This window comes from Flavobacterium sp. 103 (assembly GCF_003096795.1).
Classification (GTDB): Bacteria; Bacteroidota; Bacteroidia; order Flavobacteriales; family Flavobacteriaceae; genus Flavobacterium.
Genome location: NZ_QENX01000001.1, coordinates 2,917,501 through 2,936,994, shown reverse-complemented (window position 1 = coordinate 2,936,994; position 19,494 = coordinate 2,917,501). Strand labels below are relative to the sequence as shown.

Annotated in this window: 17 protein-coding genes; 8 read left to right on the top strand and 9 right to left on the bottom strand. The window is 33.4% G+C overall.

The genetic code is table 11. The features are described from left to right. Window positions 1-10 precede the first annotated feature (10 nt). Complete coding sequence (locus C8C85_RS12260) at window positions 11-892, bottom strand: bifunctional 5,10-methylenetetrahydrofolate dehydrogenase/5,10-methenyltetrahydrofolate cyclohydrolase (protein ID WP_116797309.1); 882 nt, start codon at window positions 890-892, stop codon at window positions 11-13. 146 nt (window positions 893-1,038) lie between these two features. After that, entirely contained in the window at window positions 1,039-2,391 is a 1,353-nt protein-coding gene (gene ffh / locus C8C85_RS12255) for a signal recognition particle protein (protein WP_077375394.1), read from the bottom strand. Window positions 2,392-2,726: 335 nt separating this feature from the next. Between ffh and C8C85_RS12250 the strand changes: the two genes are divergently transcribed. Both C8C85_RS12250 and C8C85_RS12245 read left to right on the top strand, forming a co-directional pair. Continuing rightward, entirely contained in the window at window positions 2,727-3,071 is a 345-nt protein-coding gene (locus tag C8C85_RS12250; RefSeq protein ID WP_133243385.1) for a DUF6686 family protein, read from the top strand. A gap of 494 nt (window positions 3,072-3,565) precedes the next feature. Further along, window positions 3,566-4,120, top strand: a complete 555-nt coding sequence (locus C8C85_RS12245; RefSeq protein ID WP_116797307.1) for a hypothetical protein — start codon at window positions 3,566-3,568, stop codon at window positions 4,118-4,120. Between the two features lie 105 nt (window positions 4,121-4,225). Here C8C85_RS12245 and argS read toward each other — a convergent pair whose 3' ends face one another. After that, window positions 4,226-6,004 carry an arginine--tRNA ligase gene (gene argS, locus C8C85_RS12240; protein ID WP_116797306.1) on the bottom strand — a complete coding sequence of 593 codons (1,779 nt, stop codon included), beginning with the start codon at window positions 6,002-6,004 and terminating at the stop codon, window positions 4,226-4,228. A gap of 378 nt (window positions 6,005-6,382) precedes the next feature. On the opposite strand from argS, the gene C8C85_RS12235 reads away from it, so the two are divergent. Next, window positions 6,383-8,725, top strand: a complete 2,343-nt coding sequence (locus C8C85_RS12235) for an outer membrane beta-barrel family protein (protein WP_116797305.1) — start codon at window positions 6,383-6,385, stop codon at window positions 8,723-8,725. 138 nt (window positions 8,726-8,863) lie between these two features. Here C8C85_RS12235 and C8C85_RS12230 read toward each other — a convergent pair whose 3' ends face one another. The 4 genes from C8C85_RS12230 to C8C85_RS12215 form a co-directional block, all read right to left on the bottom strand. Further along, the gene (locus tag C8C85_RS12230; RefSeq protein WP_116797304.1) at window positions 8,864-9,871 is read right to left on the bottom strand and encodes a 3-oxoacyl-ACP synthase III family protein; all 1,008 of its coding nucleotides are present in this window, start codon (window positions 9,869-9,871) and stop codon (window positions 8,864-8,866) included. Between the two features lie 139 nt (window positions 9,872-10,010). After that, window positions 10,011-10,955 (bottom strand): ABC transporter ATP-binding protein, encoded by a 945-nt coding sequence (locus C8C85_RS12225; RefSeq protein WP_116797303.1) that lies wholly within the window; start codon window positions 10,953-10,955, stop codon window positions 10,011-10,013. A gap of 130 nt (window positions 10,956-11,085) precedes the next feature. Then, a complete protein-coding gene (locus C8C85_RS12220; protein WP_116797302.1) occupies window positions 11,086-11,775 on the bottom strand; it encodes an OmpA family protein in 690 nt (229 codons plus the stop codon). Window positions 11,776-11,795: 20 nt separating this feature from the next. Continuing rightward, a complete protein-coding gene (locus tag C8C85_RS12215) occupies window positions 11,796-12,305 on the bottom strand; it encodes a lipocalin family protein (protein WP_116797301.1) in 510 nt (169 codons plus the stop codon). Window positions 12,306-12,476: 171 nt separating this feature from the next. On the opposite strand from C8C85_RS12215, the gene htpG reads away from it, so the two are divergent. From htpG to C8C85_RS12195, 4 genes are all read left to right on the top strand, one after another. Further along, entirely contained in the window at window positions 12,477-14,375 is a 1,899-nt protein-coding gene (htpG, locus tag C8C85_RS12210) for a molecular chaperone HtpG (RefSeq protein ID WP_116797300.1), read from the top strand. Window positions 14,376-14,724: 349 nt separating this feature from the next. After that, a complete protein-coding gene (locus C8C85_RS12205) occupies window positions 14,725-15,915 on the top strand; it encodes a pYEATS domain-containing protein (RefSeq protein WP_116797299.1) in 1,191 nt (396 codons plus the stop codon). 136 nt (window positions 15,916-16,051) lie between these two features. Further along, window positions 16,052-16,861 (top strand): hypothetical protein, encoded by an 810-nt coding sequence (locus tag C8C85_RS12200; RefSeq protein WP_116797298.1) that lies wholly within the window; start codon window positions 16,052-16,054, stop codon window positions 16,859-16,861. Between the two features lie 254 nt (window positions 16,862-17,115). After that, window positions 17,116-18,054: an MASE1 domain-containing protein gene (locus tag C8C85_RS12195; RefSeq protein ID WP_116797297.1), complete on the top strand. Its 939-nt coding sequence runs from the start codon at window positions 17,116-17,118 to the stop codon at window positions 18,052-18,054. 302 nt (window positions 18,055-18,356) lie between these two features. Here C8C85_RS12195 and C8C85_RS12190 read toward each other — a convergent pair whose 3' ends face one another. After that, on the bottom strand, window positions 18,357-18,761 hold the full coding sequence (locus C8C85_RS12190) for a secretion protein (RefSeq protein WP_116796936.1): 405 nt from the start codon (window positions 18,759-18,761) through the stop codon (window positions 18,357-18,359). 251 nt (window positions 18,762-19,012) lie between these two features. On the opposite strand from C8C85_RS12190, the gene C8C85_RS12185 reads away from it, so the two are divergent. Then, window positions 19,013-19,360, top strand: a complete 348-nt coding sequence (locus C8C85_RS12185; RefSeq protein WP_116797296.1) for a transposase — start codon at window positions 19,013-19,015, stop codon at window positions 19,358-19,360. On the opposite strand, the gene C8C85_RS18650 is transcribed toward C8C85_RS12185, so the two are convergent. Continuing rightward, window positions 19,350-19,475 carry a hypothetical protein gene (locus C8C85_RS18650; RefSeq protein WP_262498022.1) on the bottom strand — a complete coding sequence of 42 codons (126 nt, stop codon included), beginning with the start codon at window positions 19,473-19,475 and terminating at the stop codon, window positions 19,350-19,352. The two genes, C8C85_RS12185 and C8C85_RS18650, sit on opposite strands and share 11 nt — an antisense overlap. Window positions 19,476-19,494 lie beyond the last annotated feature (19 nt).

The following is a 19,494-nucleotide window of genomic DNA, read 5'->3' as shown; positions in this document are numbered from 1 at the left end:
AAATATTATTCTATTTTCTACTTCTGATTTCTCTTGCCAAAAGCGTATTTTTCAACAACATTGCGATAGTCATTGGCCCTACTCCTCCTGGAACTGGAGTTATAAAAGAAGATTTTTTACTTACTCCATCAAAATCAACATCACCTGTTATTACGTATCCTTTTGGATGTGAAGCGTCTTCTACTCTAGTAATACCAACATCGATTACTACAACTCCATCTTTCACCATATCGGCTTTCAAGTAATTTGGAACACCAAGAGCTGTGATGATGATATCGGCACTTTTAGTATATTCTTCAATATTTTTAGTTCTACTGTGAGTAAGTGTTACTGTAGAATCCCCAGGATAACCTTTGCGACTCATCAAGATACTCATAGGTCTTCCCACAATGTGGCTACGACCAATAACTACGGTATGTTTACCTGCAGTTTCTACTTTATATCGCTCTAACAATTCCATTATTCCAAACGGTGTTGCAGGCAAAAATGTTTCCATATCCAAAGCCATTTTTCCAAAATTAGCAGGATGAAAACCATCCACATCTTTTTCAGGATCAATTGCCATAAGTATTTTTTGCTCGTCGATGTGTTTTGGCAATGGCAATTGAACAATATAACCATCCAAATTATCGTCTTCGTTTAATTCTTTAATCTTGGCAAGTAATGCATCTTCGGTAATATCGGCAGGTAGACTTACCAATGTAGATTCGAAGCCAATCTGTTCACAAGAACGTACTTTGCTTCCCACATAAGTTAAACTTGCTCCATCAGTTCCAACAATTACAGCAGCCAAATGAGGTACTTTTTCCCCATTGTCTTTCATTGTTTTTACTTTAGCAGCAATTTCATTTTTAATATCCTGCGATGTTTTTTTTCCGTCTAGTATTTGCATTTTTTAAAAAGTTAAATGTTTGAGGTTTAAAGTTTCAAGTTTAAAAGGCGAAACTCAAATTATATAATTATTCTCTGTTCAATTTAAAAAATTTAAGGTCTAAAATTTCAATCTTTTTGAAACTTTAAACCTTAAACATTCTTATTTTATCTCGGCATTCCACCTGGCATTCCTTTCATTCCGCCCATCATCTTCATCAGGTTTTTTCCTCCTGGGCCTTGCATCATCTTCATCATTTTGCTCATTTGCTCAAACTGTTTCATTAATTGGTTCACTTGCTCCACTTTTGTCCCAGATCCTTTTGCAATTCTAGCTTTTCTTTTTACATCAATTATTGCAGGCTTACTTCTTTCAATTGGAGTCATTGAGTGTATAATTGCTTCAATATGTTTGAAAGCATCGTCTTCAATTTCGATATCTTTCATCGCTTTGGAAGCACCTGGTATCATCCCTACCAAGTCTTTCATATTACCCATTTTCTTCACTTGTTGAATTTGAGACAAGAAATCATCAAAACCAAATTCGTTTTTAGCGATTTTCTTTTGGATTTTTCTGGCTTCATCTTCGTCATATTGCTCTTGTGCTCTTTCCACCAACGACACAACATCCCCCATACCAAGGATACGTTCTGCCATACGATTTGGATAGAAAACATCAATTGCGTCCATTTTCTCACCTGTACCCACAAACTTAATTGGTTTGTTCACTACCGATTTAATAGAAATTGCAGCTCCACCACGAGTATCTCCATCTAATTTGGTTAAAATAACCCCGTCAAAATTCAAGATATCGTTGAAAGCTTTTGCTGTATTCACAGCGTCCTGACCTGTCATGGCATCCACAACAAATAAGGTTTCCTGTGGCTGAATGGCTTTATGCACTTTGGCAATTTCATCCATCATTTCCTTGTCAACAGCAAGACGACCGGCAGTATCGACAATCACCACATTGAATCCATTTGCTTTTGCATGCTTAATTGCATTTTGTGCAATCTCAACCGGATTTTTATTTTCTGGTTCAGAGTAAACCTCAACAGCTATAGAATCTCCTACAACATACAATTGCTGAATAGCCGCTGGACGGTAAATATCACAGGCAACCAAAAGCACTTTTTTATTCTTTTTTGTTTGAAGATAATTCGCCAATTTACCAGAAAAAGTAGTTTTTCCAGATCCTTGCAATCCTGACATTAATATAACAGATGGTGTACCTGAAAGATTGATTCCTGCAACATCTCCACCCATCAATTCAGTAAGCTCATCTTTGACTAACTTTACCAATAATTGTCCAGGTTGCAATGTCGTTAATACATCTTGACCTATTGCTTTCTCTTTTACTTTGGTAGTAAAATCTTTGGCAATTTTAAAATTGACATCGGCATCGAGTAAAGCACGACGTACTTCTTTCAAAGTTTCGGCTACGTTTACTTCAGTGATTTTTCCGTGTCCTTTTAATATATGAAAGGCTTTGTCTAGTTTATCGCTTAAATTATCGAACATAATTGTATTTCTCTTTAATTAAGGCGCAAATTTAATGATTTGATATTGAAGTTTAAATAGTATTAGAAATAAAAAAGCAATTGTTTTAAAATAAAATTCAAAACAATAAAAAGAGGCCAGATAAATCCAGCCTCCTTTCTCCAAAAACAGTAAAACCAACTAAAAATGATTATACATATTATTTGCTGTCAATTCCTTTTTTACAAACAAATATTTTATTTTTAATTAAATAATGCTACGATAACATTCAATGACTTTTTTTCAATTGAAAATTGACTAATGAAACCAACAAAAATCAGATTTCTTTACTCATAAAATAATTAAGAATTTCGCTTATGTGCAATCTAAAAGTATTAAACCGAACCTCTAATGGAATTCTCTTGTATTGCCAACATAGAAACATGTATCAATTGCTGTTTAACAATTTGACATTTGATTTGAGCAGTATAGAAATGACGAGTTTTGCCAATTATTTGGACCAAATAGATGTTGATTATTGGGAAAGGCAATATAAAAATTCAATTTATGAAAAGAAGATTCCGATTCCAACTTTACAGTCTAATTTTATTATTCTGCTTAACAGAAAAGAACTGGAGGAATTACGCTTTTTGGTAGATTGTGTCAGCGAAGACAGAATACTGAAACCGGTAGAAATCAATTATCTTATTGTTTCAAATTGATAAACAGACATAGAGACAGCACATAAAAAAATCCGTCCCGCTTATAGACTGCCCCCAAAAAGTTAGACACTATTTGGGGGCATTTTTTATGGAAAGAAAGGTTAAATATGATTATGCATTCAAACTTGAATGTGTAAATTTAGTTTTAAAAAAGCATCATTTTTTTATACAATTTAAGACTAGTTTTTCATGTCTTCTGATTGATAATTAAGTCGGATTTTACGCTTTTAGCATTAATTTCTATCAAACGTTTTCATTTGTTTTACAGTTTGCCAAAAGAAGCTTTTTAAATAATGTCTTAGTGTTAAAAAATAAAGAATAATTAAATTTAAAATTAAAATAAACACATAAGATTGTTGTATTTGCAAAAAAATATTTGTTTTTTTGAAAAATTAATAAAAAAATATTTTTACTATTTCAAAAATAAATGTACTTTTATACTATAAAAAAACATAAAAATCATTAAAAAAACAATATAAAAAAAATACAAGATCATGAGAACAATTATCACCTTTGCCCTTTGCTTAAGCTTCTTTTCTGCGACGTATTCGCAAGACCAAAAAACAGCTGATAGAAAAGCAGAAACTTTAAAAATGGAAGTATTACCAGAAGTATTAGTTTCACACACTAAAAATGTTTCAAAATACATTCCAGACAACAATCCTGATGCAGTTATCAGAAACACTCAAAACGAATTCATTTCGTACAATGTAGATAATGAAGAGTGCAGAAATTTCGACGAGTATTTAGTGACTTTAGAAAATGAAAAAGGCTTCTTGGTGGCAACTTACAATCAACACGGAGTATTAGTAAGGGTTAACGAAAAATATGCAAATGCAGAATTACCAAGAGAAATAATGCGTTTTGTCTTTATGTGGTATCCTGAATGGACAATTACAAAAAGTAAGTTTGAATATTCTCAACAAAAAGGAGCAATATTAAAAAAAACATACCATTTGAAACTTAAAAAAGATAATCAAACTCAAAATATACAAATTAGTTCAACAGGCGAAATTGTTAAAACAAACAATGAATTAGCAATGAATTAAAATTGCAATGATTCTCAATTAAACCAAAATTCCCCCGTCCCTAACAACTAAAAAAGAGGCTGTCTAAAAACATAGACAGCCTCTCCTTAAATTTTATTTATAAAATTACATTCTTTCTGGAACATTAATCCCTAATAAACTAAAGGAATCTGCAATAACATCTGCCACTTTTTTGGACAATTGCACTCTGAATGTTTTTTTAGCCAAATCAGTTTCTCCAAGAATGGAAACGGCTTGATAAAAAGAATTGTATTCACGAACCAAATCATATGTATAATTAGCAATCAAAGCAGGGCTATGATTATGGGCCGCATTCTGAATCACCTCTGGGAACAATTCTAATTGTTTTACCAATTCTTTTTCTTTTTCGTGAAGTTCTTCAATTCCTGCATTGGATGCAAAATCAAAATCGGCTTTACGGATAATTGATTGAATTCTGGCGTAAGTATATTGAATGAAAGGCCCTGTGTTACCAGCAAAATCAACAGATTCCTCTGGATTAAACAGAATTCGTTTTTTTGGATCTACTTTCAAAATATAATATTTAAGCGCTCCAAGACCTATTGTATTGTATAATTTTGACTTTTCTTCAGCAGAATAACCTTCTAGTTTCCCTAAATCTTCGGCAATTTTTTGAGCTGTATCAGTCATCTCCTGCATCAAATCATCGGCATCCACTACAGTACCTTCACGGCTTTTCATTTTTCCAGAAGGCAAATCTACCATTCCGTACGATAAATGAAATAAACTTGAGGCCCAGTCAAATCCTAATTTTTTCAGAATTAAAAACAATACTTTAAAGTGATAATCCTGTTCGTTACCAACAGTGTATACCATTCCTCCAACATCTGGCATGTCTTTTACACGTTGAATCGCAGTACCAATATCTTGAGTCATATAAACTGCAGTCCCATCTGAACGCAATACAATTTTACGATCTAATCCTTCATCGGTTAAATCAATCCAAACAGAACCGTCAGGATCTTTTTCAAAAATTCCTTTGTCCAATCCTACTTGAACTACATCTTTCCCCAATAAATAGGTATTGCTTTCGTAGTAATAGCTGTCAAAATTTACACCTAGATTTTTATAGGTAGTGGCAAAACCATTATAAACCCATTGGTTCATAGTTTTCCAAAGTTCGATAACTTCTGGTTTTCCATTCTCCCAATCCAAAAGCATTTGTTGCGCTTCGAGAATAATTGGAGCTGTTTTTTTTGCTTCCTCCTCAGTTTTTCCGGTTTCCATCAATTCGGTAATTTCTGCTTTGTAAGCTTTATCAAAAGCCACATAATAGTTACCAACCAATTTATCGCCTTTCAATCCAGTAGATTCAGGAGTTTCTCCATTTCCAAACTTTTGCCAAGCCAACATTGACTTGCAAATATGGATTCCTCTATCGTTGATGATTTGTGTTTTATATACTTTTTTCCCAGAAGCTTTTATAATCTCAGCTACCGAATAACCCAATAAATTATTACGAACGTGTCCTAAGTGCAAAGGCTTGTTAGTGTTTGGCGAAGAATATTCTACCATTACCGCTTTGTCATTTGCCGAAGGCGTCACAAATCCAAATTTTTCAGCACTTCTTATTTCGTTGAAGAAATTCAAATAATATTGATCTGCAATCACAATATTCAAAAACCCGGAAACCACGTTAAAACGAGCGACTTCCGGAACATTTTCTACAAGATAATTTCCAATTTTATTTCCCAATTCAATAGGATTGCTTTTTACCAATTTAAGTAATGGAAAAATAACCATCGTAATATCGCCTTCAAACTCTTTTCTTGTGGTTTGAAACTCTATTTTATCAATTGTTACATCAAACAAAGTTTGGATAGCTTTCTCTATAGATGGGGTAAGAATATTGGATAATGACATGTATACTTGATTTTTTTAAGTGTGCAAATATAAGGCTTATTCGCCAAATATAGAAAGTGAAAAATAACATTCTAGTTGGTAGTTCTTATAAAAAGAAAGTGTCCTAAAATATTACTTCCATTCAATAGGAATATTAACTCTCGACATAATCTAATTTATATAGAATACTACTCCTAAAAAATAAAAAAAAAGCATTTTAAAACTACTTAAGCCCAAAAAATATCAAAAAAAAATTTAGTTACAAAATGCTAAAAATCAAAGTTTCCCAATATTTTTTGGAAAGATCTATCAATTTTTTCATGAAATAGTGTTACAAAAAGAAGACAAAACAGTCTTACTTGCAATCATCAATCAAAACAATCAATCAAAAAACAAATTATGAAAATTAAACTATTAGTGTTTTTCCTATTGAGTTTTATAGGAATTGCACAAGCCGAAAACCCTGGAATTATTTCGGGAAAAGTAACAAATAAAGCAACAAACCAACCCGTACAGTATGCTTCAATAGTAATAAAAGATGCCGGAAAAGTAATTACCGGAATTGTTGCTGACGAAAATGGCTCTTTTTTGATAAAAAACTTAGAACTGAAAAAATTCACTTTAGAAGTAGAGTTCATTGGGTACAAAAAATACACTACTTCGTTTGAATTGAGTTCTTCAAAAAAAAGTTCCACTATAGAAATCCTTTTGGAAGAAGAAGCTACAGAACTCCAATCAGTTGATATTATCAAAGAGCATTCCTTAATCGAACAAAAAACAGATCGAAAAATCATCAACGTCGGGAAAGATTTACTGAGCGCAGGAGCAACTGCCGCCGAAATCATGAACAACATTCCTTCGGTAAGTGTCGATCCACAAACCAACGCAGTGAGCCTTAGAGGAAATTCGAACGTTAGGGTATTTGTAGACGGTAAACCAAGTACTGTTGATGCGGCTCAGTTATTGCAGCAAATTCCATCCACTTCAATCAAACAAATTGAATTAATTACCAACCCTTCTGCTAAATACAATCCCGAAGGAATGAGTGGAATTATCAATATCGTTTTAAACAAAAATGCTAAAATAGGTTTTAACGGAAGCATAAACAGCGGAGTAACTTTTGGTGAAACCCCAAAAACAAACTCTTCTTTTGACATGAATTACCGTAATGGTAAAGTGAACATGTATGCCAATTATGGCTTAACGACAGGTAAACATCATAATCATGGACAAGTAGAAACATTTGATGACAATGGAGCTATTGAAAATACTCAAAAATTTGATTTTTCAAATGAGAACACCTCTCACTTAGCCAAAGTGGGACTAGACTTTTATTTGAATGACACCAATACTATTTCTGTTTACACAACCCAAAACATTAATGACGAAAATGGAAAATCTAAAGTAAATGTAGATTTTTCAGACCCTACAGAACCAAGTATCAATCAATTATTAGACACTAAAAACGACAATTATACGCAAACCTATAATCTAGATTATAAGAAAAAATTCAAAAAAGAAGGACATACTCTTGAGTTTGAAGGTAATTACAGTAACAACGACAATACCGAAAACAGTGTATTCAACACTCCTAAAACGAATGACATTACCAATAAAGGGGAAAATGTTTTACTCAATTTGGATTACACCAATCCTTTGACGGAAACCATCAAGCTTGAAGCTGGATTAGAAACGAGAATTGAAAACACCAAAAACAACTTCCTTTTGGATGGTGCCTATAACTCAAATTTCAATTACGAAAGAAAAATTTATTCAGCCTATACCACTTTTTCAAAACAGTGGAATAAATGGAATGCACAAGTTGGAGCCCGTTTTGAAAAATACAACGCTGATGCTTTATTCAAAAAAGTAAATGAAGCCGATGGTGCTTTTAATGATGATCTATTCACGGTGTACCCATCAGGGTTTTTAAATTATGCTCCAAATGATAATGATTCCTTTAATCTTAGTGTTTCAAAACGTGTAGACAGACCGAGTATCGACCAAGTAAATCCAATACGCGAATGGAGTACTCCTTTGATAGACTCAGAAGGTAATCCAGAATTACGTCCCCAATTCACCAATTCGGTTGAATTAAATTATACTCGAAAAACCAAAATAGGTTCCCTAACATCAGGAGTGTTTTACCGCCAAATCAATGACGAGATTTCACGAACCATTTTTGAGAATCCAAATGACCCAGAAAGACAAATTTTATCTTATGCCAATTTGGGCGACAACAATGCTTTTGGAGTGGAACTTTCAGGAAATCTTGATTTTACAAAATGGTATACTGCAAATATTAGTTTTGATGTTTATAACAAAAAAACAAAAGGTTACGTAGAAACGGATTACGTGGAAGTGGATGTCACTACTTTTAACTCTCGCATAAGCAACACTTTTAAAGCCAGTAAAAATTTACGCTTTCAATTGACAGGAATGTACCGTGGTGAAGATTTAGGATTGCAATTCCTAAGAAAACCAATGTGGAGAGTCGATTTAGGTTCAAGCCTTACAGTCCTTAAAGGTAGCGGAACCATAACTGCCAGAGTAAGCGATTTATTTGATAGTATGCATTTTGCTTTTGATGCCACAAAACCCAAAGTACAAACTGGTGAATTCCATTGGGAAAGTCAAACTGCCTATGTAGGATTCAATTATCGTTTTGGAACTGGAAAAAACAAAGCGATTCAAAGAAAAGAAAGAGATAAAAATGAAACCCAAGGAAGTGGCGGGTTCTAAAGATTAGTTTTAATAATTAGGTTGCAAAAAAGAAACCCCAGAGAATGCCAACTCTGGGGTTTCTTATGTTTAAAAAGAATGTTATTGTGAGTTTTTATTTCGACAGTTATAGAATTCTTTAATCAATAACAGAATATATTACCATTTTATAATAGCGCTTGCCCAAGTAAATCCACTACCAAAAGCAGCTAAAACCACAGTATCTCCTGATTTTATTTTTCCTTGTTCCCAAGCTTCGGTCAAAGCAATTGGAATAGAAGCTGCAGTTGTGTTTCCGTACTTTTGTATATTGTTGAATACCTGATCATCATTCAATCCAAATTTCTTTTGTATGTATTGTGAAATTCTCAGATTGGCCTGATGAGGAATCAACATATCAATATCCGAAACCTGCAAATTATTAGCTTCCAAACCTTCGTTGATTACTTCTGCAAAACGAACCACAGCATTTTTAAATACAAATTGTCCGTTCATATGAGGATAATAACTTTCGTCATCCGGATTATTGTCAGCCAAAATATCTGTTACCCAACGACCTCCCATACCCGGAGCTGTCACAACCAATTCTTCGGCGTGAACTCCTTCGGAATGCAAATGTGTCGATAAAATTCCTTTAGTCAAATCTTCTTCTCTACTCAAAATAGCCGCTCCCGCTCCATCTCCAAAAATCACAGAAACGCCTCTTCCACGTGTTGTCATATCCAATCCTGTTGATTGAACTTCGGAACCTATCACAAGAATATTTTTATACATTCCTGTCTTAATATATTGATCCGCCACAGAAAGAGCATACACAAAACCAGAACATTGATTACGTACATCTAATGCCCCAACGGTTCTCAAACCTAAATCACGTTGCACCAAAACCCCAGGTCCTGGAAAATAATAATCGGGACTTAGTGTTGCAAAAACAACAAAATCAATAGCTGAAGCAGCAACACCCGAGCGCTCCATAGCAATTTTTGCGGCTTTTACACCCATTGAAGTCGTCGTATCCTCTCCACGAATGATATGTCTTCTTTCCTGAATCCCTGTTCTTTCTTGAATCCATTCGTCATTAGTATCGATGATTTTAGACAAATCATCATTAGTCACTACATTTTCTGGGACATAATATCCCAATCCCGTTATTTTTGAATGGTACATATTTTTATTATTTTATTAAAACCAAGGGTACAAATTTAAATATCTTTTAAAAAACAAGAGCACAATATAGTGTTTTTTTAGACATTAGTAGTTTTGCCTTATTATTTATAAATCTAAGAGTAATTTAATATCTCACTATTTAGATAATTTTCAGCAACACTTCTTGATTGAATTCTAGGGCAGTTTCATGTTCAAAGAAAATAGCTTTCCTGTCAAAAGCAGCTTTTATTAGATAGCGACTTCCCTTAAAAAAAGATTGTTTTACCACTGCTTGCAAAGTACCGCTTGGATCAACTTTTAACTGATGTGGATACAATAATATAATTTCATCTTCTCCTTCTATTGGCATCAATTGGGATAATCTCAATTCGTTTACTTCTCCAAAAAGAGAGGCAACATACTTATTCAAAGGATAATTATAGACATCTGCAGACGGCCCTTTTTCCATAATTCTTCCCTGATGCAAAACTATCGTTTCGTCAGAAAAAGAAAGAGCATCAACACTGTCATGGGTTGCAATAAAACAGGTGATTCCTTTTTTCTTCAGATAGGCAAATAGATTTCTGCGTAATGCATTTTTTCTAAAATTATCGATATGGCTAAAAGGTTCATCCAGCAGCAACACTTCGGGTTCCAACGCCAAAACTCTCGCTAATGCAACACGTTGCTGTTGTCCTCCACTCAATAATTTGGCTTTCACATTGGAAAATTCGGTCATTTCAACCATTTCCAGTAATTCTTGAATGCGCAGTTTTTTTAAGGGCAAAAAACCATTGGAAAGAAACTTACCTACATTTTCGGCAACCGTTTCATAGGGCATCAAATCAAAATCCTGAGCCAAATATTTCATAAATGGCATCCCCGGAATCAAATTATATTTAGGTCCTCGAATCTCCGTTTCATTATAAAAAATGTGTCCTTCATTTAGGTCATACATGCCATAAATAAGTTTTAAAAGGGTGCTTTTTCCACAACCACTTTCTCCAAGAATAGCTATATTCTGTCCTTTGGCGACGGTGAAATCCACATTTTGAATAATGATTTTTTCGGTATATCCGAATGAAATATTTTGAACTTGAAGCATTCTATAACATTAAAATTTGAGAGAACAAATATAGTTTCTTTATGAAAAATAATTTGTTCATATTTGATTTAAATCCAAAAAAAAACTGCTTCATAATAAAGCAGTTTTTTTTCAACATTCTAAGATGTTACTATTGTTTACTTTTGGCTTCTTCAACCATTTTTTGGTTGGCAGTAATTGCAAATTCTACACGACGGTTTTGACTTTGACCTTCTTTAGTATCATTTGAAGCAATTGGATCTGCAATACCAAATCCTGATGTTTTGAAACGGCTAGCCACCAATCCTTTTGAAACTAAATACAATTTTACTGATTCAGCTCTTTTTTGAGAAAGCGTTAAGTTATAATCTGCTTTTCCTGTATTGTCAGTATAACCAAAAATTTCAATATTAGTATCTGCATAAGAATTAAACACAGGAACTAATTTATCCAAATTAGCTTTAGCCTGAGGTGTCAAAGATGATTTGTTCACATCAAAACGAACTGCATTTTCATTCAAAACCAAATGAATTCCCTCTCCTACACGTTCAACATCGGCACCTGGCAAAGCTTGATCAATCTCTCTTGCCTGTTTGTCCATGCTGTTTCCAATCAAAGCTCCGGTTCCACCACCAACAACTGCTCCAATAGCAGCTCCTAATGCAGCGTTTCCACCTTTTCCAATATTATTTCCTAACACAGCACCCAGAACTCCTCCTGCAACTGCTCCAATTCCTGCTCCTTTTTGTGTGTTATTAGCATTCTTTACAGAATCACAACCTGTAAAAAGAAAACTCAACACCAATAAACTACTTAATCCTAAAATCGTTATTTTTTTCATCTTATTTTTTATATTATAAATTAGTTAACTTTTTGAAATTGGTAAACAACAGCAGTTGGATTATTCCCTACGTTTATTTTGTCAATCAATTCAAATGAAGTTTCTGTTTGATTTCTAACCCCAAGAACGAAACCAGTTTTTACTTTTTTAGACTTCAGTCCTTCGTCTAAAATCTTTAGAACAAACTGTCCTTCTTTATTCACATACCAAGTGATATCAGATGTAAAAGCAGCACAACTAGGGCTGTTCAAAGTCATATTCCCTTTATTGTTGTTTGAAATAAACTTCCATGTACTTCCCACAAAACATTTTGAATCAGCAAGATTAAAAGAGTTTACTTTAATATAATCCGAACCTGGATAACTAACATTCGTAATCTGCCAATTTCCTTTTATTGCGACCTGAGAAGTCTTGTCTAATTTTGTTATAGGAGCGTTAGAAACTGGCTCCGGTGTTGCAGGCGCAGTAGACGCAGATTTACATGCAAAAACCAAAATGGCCATAGTGCATATTAAAAGAATTTTCCTCATTTTTTTTTCAATTTTAAATTAATGTAAGCACAAAGGTACATATGAAAATTATTAAAATTTATTTTTTTGTTTATATAATTTACTTACGACAATTTGTCACTTTCAAAGTAATTGGTACTCTATTTGAAAGTTACTTTTACCAATTGTAAAACCATTAATACATATAAAAACATGACAACAGGTAAAATTAATGTTTCGGTTGAAAACATCTTTCCCTTAATCAAGAAGTTTCTTTATAGTGATCACGAAATTTTCTTGCGTGAATTGATTTCAAACGGAACCGATGCAACTTTAAAACTAAAACACCTTACCAGTATTGGTGAAGCTAAAGTTGAATATGGTTCTCCGATTATTGAAATTAAAATTGACAAAGAAGGCAAAAAACTCCACATCATTGATCAAGGGTTGGGAATGACTGCCGATGAAGTAGAAAAATACATCAATCAGGTTGCTTTTTCTGGAGCTGAAGAGTTCTTGGACAAATACAAAGATTCTGCCAAAGATTCAGGAATCATTGGTCATTTTGGTCTTGGCTTTTACTCTGCTTTTATGGTAGCGGAAAAAGTGGAAATCATTACCAAATCATACAAAGACGAACCAGCTGCACACTGGACCTGTGACGGAAGTCCAGAGTTCACATTGGAACCAGCTGACAAAACGACTAGAGGTACTGAAATTATTTTGCACATCGCAGAAGATTCTCTTGAATTCTTGGAAGAATTTAAAATCTCTGGATTGTTAAACAAGTACAATAAGTTCATGCCTATTCCAATTAAATTTGGAACAAAAAAAGAAAAAATAGAACAAAAGAAAGGCGAGTTTGTTGAATCTGAAGACAAAGAAAATACTTTTACAGAAGTAGAAGTTGACAATATCATCAACAATCCTAATCCAGCTTGGACAAAACAACCAACTGATTTATCGGATGCTGATTACAAAGATTTCTACCGTGAAATGTACCCGATGCAATTTGAGGAGCCATTATTCCATATTCATTTGAATGTAGATTATCCTTTTAATTTAACTGGTATTTTATATTTCCCAAAATTAGGTTCTGACTTACAAATTCAGAAAGACAAAATTCAATTGTACCAAAATCAAGTGTACGTAACGGATAATGTAGAAGGAATTGTACCTGAATTTTTGATGATGCTTCGCGGTGTTGTTGATTCCCCAGATATTCCTTTGAATGTTTCCCGTTCAGGATTACAAGCTGATGGCGCTGTTAAGAAAATATCAAACTATATCACTCGTAAAGTTGCCGATAAATTGAAATCTTTATTCAATGAAAACAGAGCAGATTTTGAGCAAAAATGGAATGACATCAAAATTGTTCTGGAATATGGAATGCTATCTGAGGATAAATTCTACGAAAAAGCTGGAGCTTTTGTTTTATACCCAACAGTAGATGACAAATACTTCACTCTTGAAGAATTAAAAGAAAACCTAAAAGAAAAACAAACCGACAAAGACGGAAAATTGGTTGTTTTATATGCAGGAAACAAAGAAGCGCAACACTCTTATATCGAAATTGCAAAAGATAAAGGATATGAAGTATTGCTTTTGGACTCTCCAATTATCTCACATTTAATTCAAAAAATTGAAGGTGATAATAGTGGATTGCATTTTGTTCGTGTCGATTCTGACCATATTGATAACTTAATCAAGAAAGAAGACGCTGCAATTTCTAAATTATCTGAAGAAGAAAAAGAAAGTTTAAAAACTTCATTAGAAACTTATATTCCAAAAGCATATACCGTACAATTGGAAGCGTTAGACAGCAATGCAGCTCCATTTATCATTACGCAACCTGAATTTATGCGTAGAATGAAGGAAATGAGCCAGTCTGGTGGTGGTGGAATGTTTGGAATGAGTAATATGCCGGAAATGTATAATTTGGTTGTAAATACCAATTCAGATTTGGCTACAAGCATTTTGAATAACAAAGACAAATCGGCTCAGGAAAGTTTGGTAAAACAAGCTTTGGATTTGGCTAAATTATCTCAAAACCTTTTGAAAGGCGAAGAACTTACGGCTTTCGTGAAGAGAAGTTTTGATTTGATCAAATAATTTTACTTTGCTTTTTAAAAGGGAAAATCCACACCTGCAAGCTCAAACTTGCAGGTTTTTTTATGCCCCAAGATCATTGCTTTTTTTGCTTAATTTTTTCAAAAACCAAAGCTAATTTATTTAAAATAAGCACTTATGCTTCCATTTTGTTATTTTTTTGCTTAATTTTAAGAATTGAAAGAAATAAACGAATCGTTTATTTGGCTTCTTAGAATCTAGCAGTCTTCATTTCTTTCTTTAAAAAACATCCCTCCTTTCGGGAAAATGAGTTCATTTCTTTATTTAAAATTAAGCTTCACAAACCAATTAAAAACTAATTTGATTTAGAACCTAATTAAAATCTACGCTTATGACGAATCACGAAACCAAAAGTCAAAATGAAACGGAATTAGAGAAAGAAAAAAATACAGGTAAAGAAGCTGAAACTTCGGTTTTACTCACATTATATATGGGTCTTTTTTTGGGAATGATTCCTCTTATTGGTTTTCCCATCACAATTCCAGAAATGGGCGGAAAAATTCTTTTTATAGGTTTAACACTAGGAATAGCAGCTTTTATTAGTTCATTTTTTTTGGGCACTTTATTTGGAATGCCTAGGCGAGGCAATAAAACAGGAAAAGATTATGCACTCAACAATGGCTTAATCGGAATCTCAGACTGGTTAACTAAAATAATTGTCGGTTTTATTTTAATCAATTTAAAAGAAATTCCTGGATATATCAATTCCTTTGCAGAATATATAAGAATAGCTGCAAAATATAATGACCAATTATTGAATATCTACACAATTGGCATCCTTTTCTATTTCAGCTTTTTAGGTTTATTTATCGGATACAATTATATGAGATTGGTTTTATCCAACAAATACAAATATGCTGACGACAATTTGATCCGCAGAGAACTGGAAATTACAAAGGAAAAGCTGCTTGAAGCAAAAGAAGAGAATAAACAAAAAGATAAAAAGATTATCGAGTTTCAAAGTTTGGTTCATGAAAAAGAGCAATTGGTCAAAGCGTTAATCGACAAGGTAAACGCACCAACTATGTCTAATTCCAACATTAAAGCTGTTGTTAAAAAACTAGTCGATTCTGACGAATTCAAAAAAGGGAACGGAAATATAGAGTTGCATGTGGATAAAATGATTAATGAAGCCAAAATGAAACTGCATAAAGGCCTTATCACCCATCATGATGATCCTCAAAAAGGACAATGGAAATCAAGTGCCATAAATAATGAGCGAGAATTAAAAGCAACTGTTATTGAAGAAACCAAAGGATTGTATAAAATAAACCTCCAGATAGTTTCTACAAATCCCAAAAATAATCCATTAACAAACGGCGACCTAGTTTTATTCGCTTTGCATAATACGTTTGACGACCCACCTTTCAAGCTCGTAAAAGTAGACAAACAATCAGCCGAACTTAATTTTTATGCTTATGGTTCCTTTACTGTAGGAGCATTTGTTGATGATGGTACTACTGAACTGGAACTTGATTTGGCTGAATTACCAAATGTTTCCAGTCATTTCAAATTCCATTAATTGATTGTTTTTACTACAAAAAAACAAAATATTAACATTTAATTCAATATTTAACAGTCACAACCATTGATACTTCACATAAAATAATAAATTTGCTTACCCAAATTAAATAAACCTAACCTAAAAATTATTTTTTATGAAGAAAAACTTTTATTTATCAGCAGCATTTACCCTTACTTGTTTTCTATTTATTTCATGTACAAAAGAAGATTCTTTGAGTGCTACCGACAATAGTTCAGTAGTAGCATCAGCTTCTATTGATGCGGTAAATGAAATGGATATTCAAACAGGAACTCAAGTATCATTCGACAAATTAACTGCTAAAAAAACAGGAAAATCTTTGACCAGTTCATGTGGAACCGTGACAATGGATCCAATAACATCAACTTTTCCTAAAACATTCTATGTAGATTTTGGAACAACAGGATGCGTAACTAATGGCATCACCAGAAAAGGAAAATTGAAAATCACTTTTTCTAATTATATTACGGAGACAGGCAGCACCATGACTGTTGAAAGGGTAGACTACTCTGTAAATGGCAATAAAGTAGCAGGAAAAATTGTGTACAAAAACACAACTACAACTGTACCTCAATGGACAAGAACAGTTACCGATGGTATATTTACAGATACTAAAGGGGATGTATATCAAAACGCAGGCTCTTATACAATAAAACAAACTGTTGGAGCAACAACACCTACATTAACAGACAACACGTACGAAATGATTGAAGGAACTCATACTGTTACCAAACAGAATGGTGCCAAAATCACTTTAACGGTTTTAGAACCTTTAGTTAAAAATTTCTCTTGTGATTATGTATCCAAAGGAAAACTAAAAGTAGAAAGTACTATTTTAAACGGAACAATTAATTATGGCAATGGAGATTGTGACAATAAAGGCACTTATACTCAAAACGGAATTGAATTTCCTATTACAATGTAATTCCAATTTTATTTAAAAATATATTATGAGGTTGTCTGAAAAGGCAGCCTCTATTTTTTTGGTTAAATCATAAATATACACTGCTAGATAAATTTCGGGACACTAATTACACGAAACGAATAGTAAAGTTTTGTACAAAAATAAGTTGTAGAAACACTTTTTAAGTCATTAAAGAAAATACAATTAAAAATTAAATACTAAATTTGCTACATTAGCTTTCTGAATTTCAATAGAGTAAAAAAAATCCATTAATTATGTACAAGTTAGATGCAAACGATTATTACACGCCTTTTTTTTTAAAATCTTCAACATTTAAAATTATTTTGGTTGCATTTATCTTCAATGTACTTGCTTTTTTGAGCTTCAGAATAACTGTCTCCCCAGACAATCTATCTCCAATTTTCCCCGACGTAGGATTTGCACTTGCTGCTGTATTAATTATAGGACGCAAAGCAATAGTTGGAGTTTGGATAGGATCATTTGTCGCAAATATGTTTTCTTTTTGGGATGTTTGCAAAATGCTGGACAAATCATTACTCGAAACCATACTCTCTTCAGCATCAGTAGCTACAGGAGTCGCAATCGCAGTAATAATAAGTACTTACTTAATTAATTCAATCAACAAAGGCGAATATCCATTAAAATCAGGATCTTCAGTTATATCCTTTTTAGGAATAAGCGTTTTATATTGTGGTATTTGTTCTTTGTTATGCGTTTCAGCTATTTCGTTTTGGGGTCTAAGTGTACCAAACCACTTTATTTCCAATTGGACAACTCTATGGAAAGGTGATTTAATTGGTACAATACTTATAACTCCTTTTCTAATATCTTGGTTCTATCGTCATCACATAAAAATTATCTCCACTTCACTTCTAGAAGCTATTTTCTTAGGATTAGCAACAGTATTAGTATGTTTACTAATTGCTTATGATCATCCAAATGATCAATATCTATTTATTATAATATTATTATGGGCCACGTTTCGTTTTAGAATTAGAGGTGTATCTATCTTGGCCTCCATGTTCGCCCTTTTATCATCAATATACGGATATCTCGGCTACGGTTCATTTGTAGTAGTCAATTCTGAAGATTCACTGATTAATATTAATCCCTTTTTTGGATTAACCACAGTCATTGCCTTAATATTGTCAGGATACTATTCTGATTACCTACATAGAAAACTAGAAGCGTAAAACATAATGATGATAAACTTTTAATACCACAAAAACCCTAGTTAAATTCTCGATTTCTTTTATGGCATGTCCCTACGGGTCGGGCTGTGCATTGTATTCCCGATTAACAAAAACTACGGCAGAAAAGCCTTGTTTTTCTAAATCGGGAGATGCCATTCCCATCCCTCATGCAATCACGTTTCCATAACCGTATTTAGTATTTAATGATTAAATTTAGTATTGTCCTATAAACAAAAAAAAAGCCCCAAAGAGGAGGTGTTTTTTGTGATTTCGAAGTAAGCACTTTTTTTAAAATAACCCAATTAATTCACCGTGGCCACATTTTGGTTCTTCATTTTCAGATCCCCTTTGTACACCTCGGCCACTGATTTTCTCGATAGTGTAGAAACCTCATTGGTGATCACAATCTCGTGCGTCACTTTCTTCAGATTGGTTTCCACTTCCAGGAAATAAACCCCGTCAGGAAACTCCTCAAGGCTGTAGGTTTTCAAAATCCCCCCTTTTCCCGTGGCAGTCTCAGAATAGATTACATTGTGGAATTTATCGTAAATCGTTACATTGGCCTTCTGAATCTCATTTACCGAAAAACTAATTTCTTTACCCGTTCCTTTTTTTACATTAAGTAAAAAATCACCATCGATTGCATAAGTACTCATCGTGGTCATTGCCACCAATACTACCAGACTAAGTTTTAAAATCGCTTTCATAATACTGTTGTTTTAAATTAGTAATAATTTCTATTGCTAAAGTAGTATCATAATTCTGTTTAAAACACAACTGCATTTTCCGATACAAATGCTATTTTAACCTTACGAAAACGATATATTACATATTAAGACAATTTAGTATCTATCTAGGGTAATTTTGAATAGTTTTTAAAATTGCTATTGGATCAAGAACAAAACCTGGGGAGGAAATGTCAAAATAAAATTAGAAATTTGTAATCTAAGAATTAGAGATGACTCCTATAGACCTTTTAAAATTTATGCTACCTGATTTTTTAGTAGATCACTTTGAAGTGATTTCCGCTACTAACACAGAAGAAATAGTACACCTATATTTTGAAGAGAATGCCAAGCCACCAAAAGAGTTTGACGCACTTGAATTAGTCTCAAAGGGCTTTCAGGATCAGATTACTATTCAGGACTTTCCTCTGCGGGGTAAGTATGTGTATCTGCACATCAAAAGACGTCGCTGGACCAATAAAACCACAGGAGAAATTATTAAAAGAGATTGGCAGTTAGCAGCCAAGGGAACCCGCATGACTCAAGAGTTTGCGGCTTTTTTAAAAGAAATTAATAGATAGCAGCGCTACTGATTGCCATACCATTGGAGGCTTCTTCGGTGTCAATGGTAAAAAACTTCAAAGACAATATAAAAAGCACCTGAGTGCCTTTAACACCTGGGCTCCACGCGAACATGCACACCAATGGATTGTTT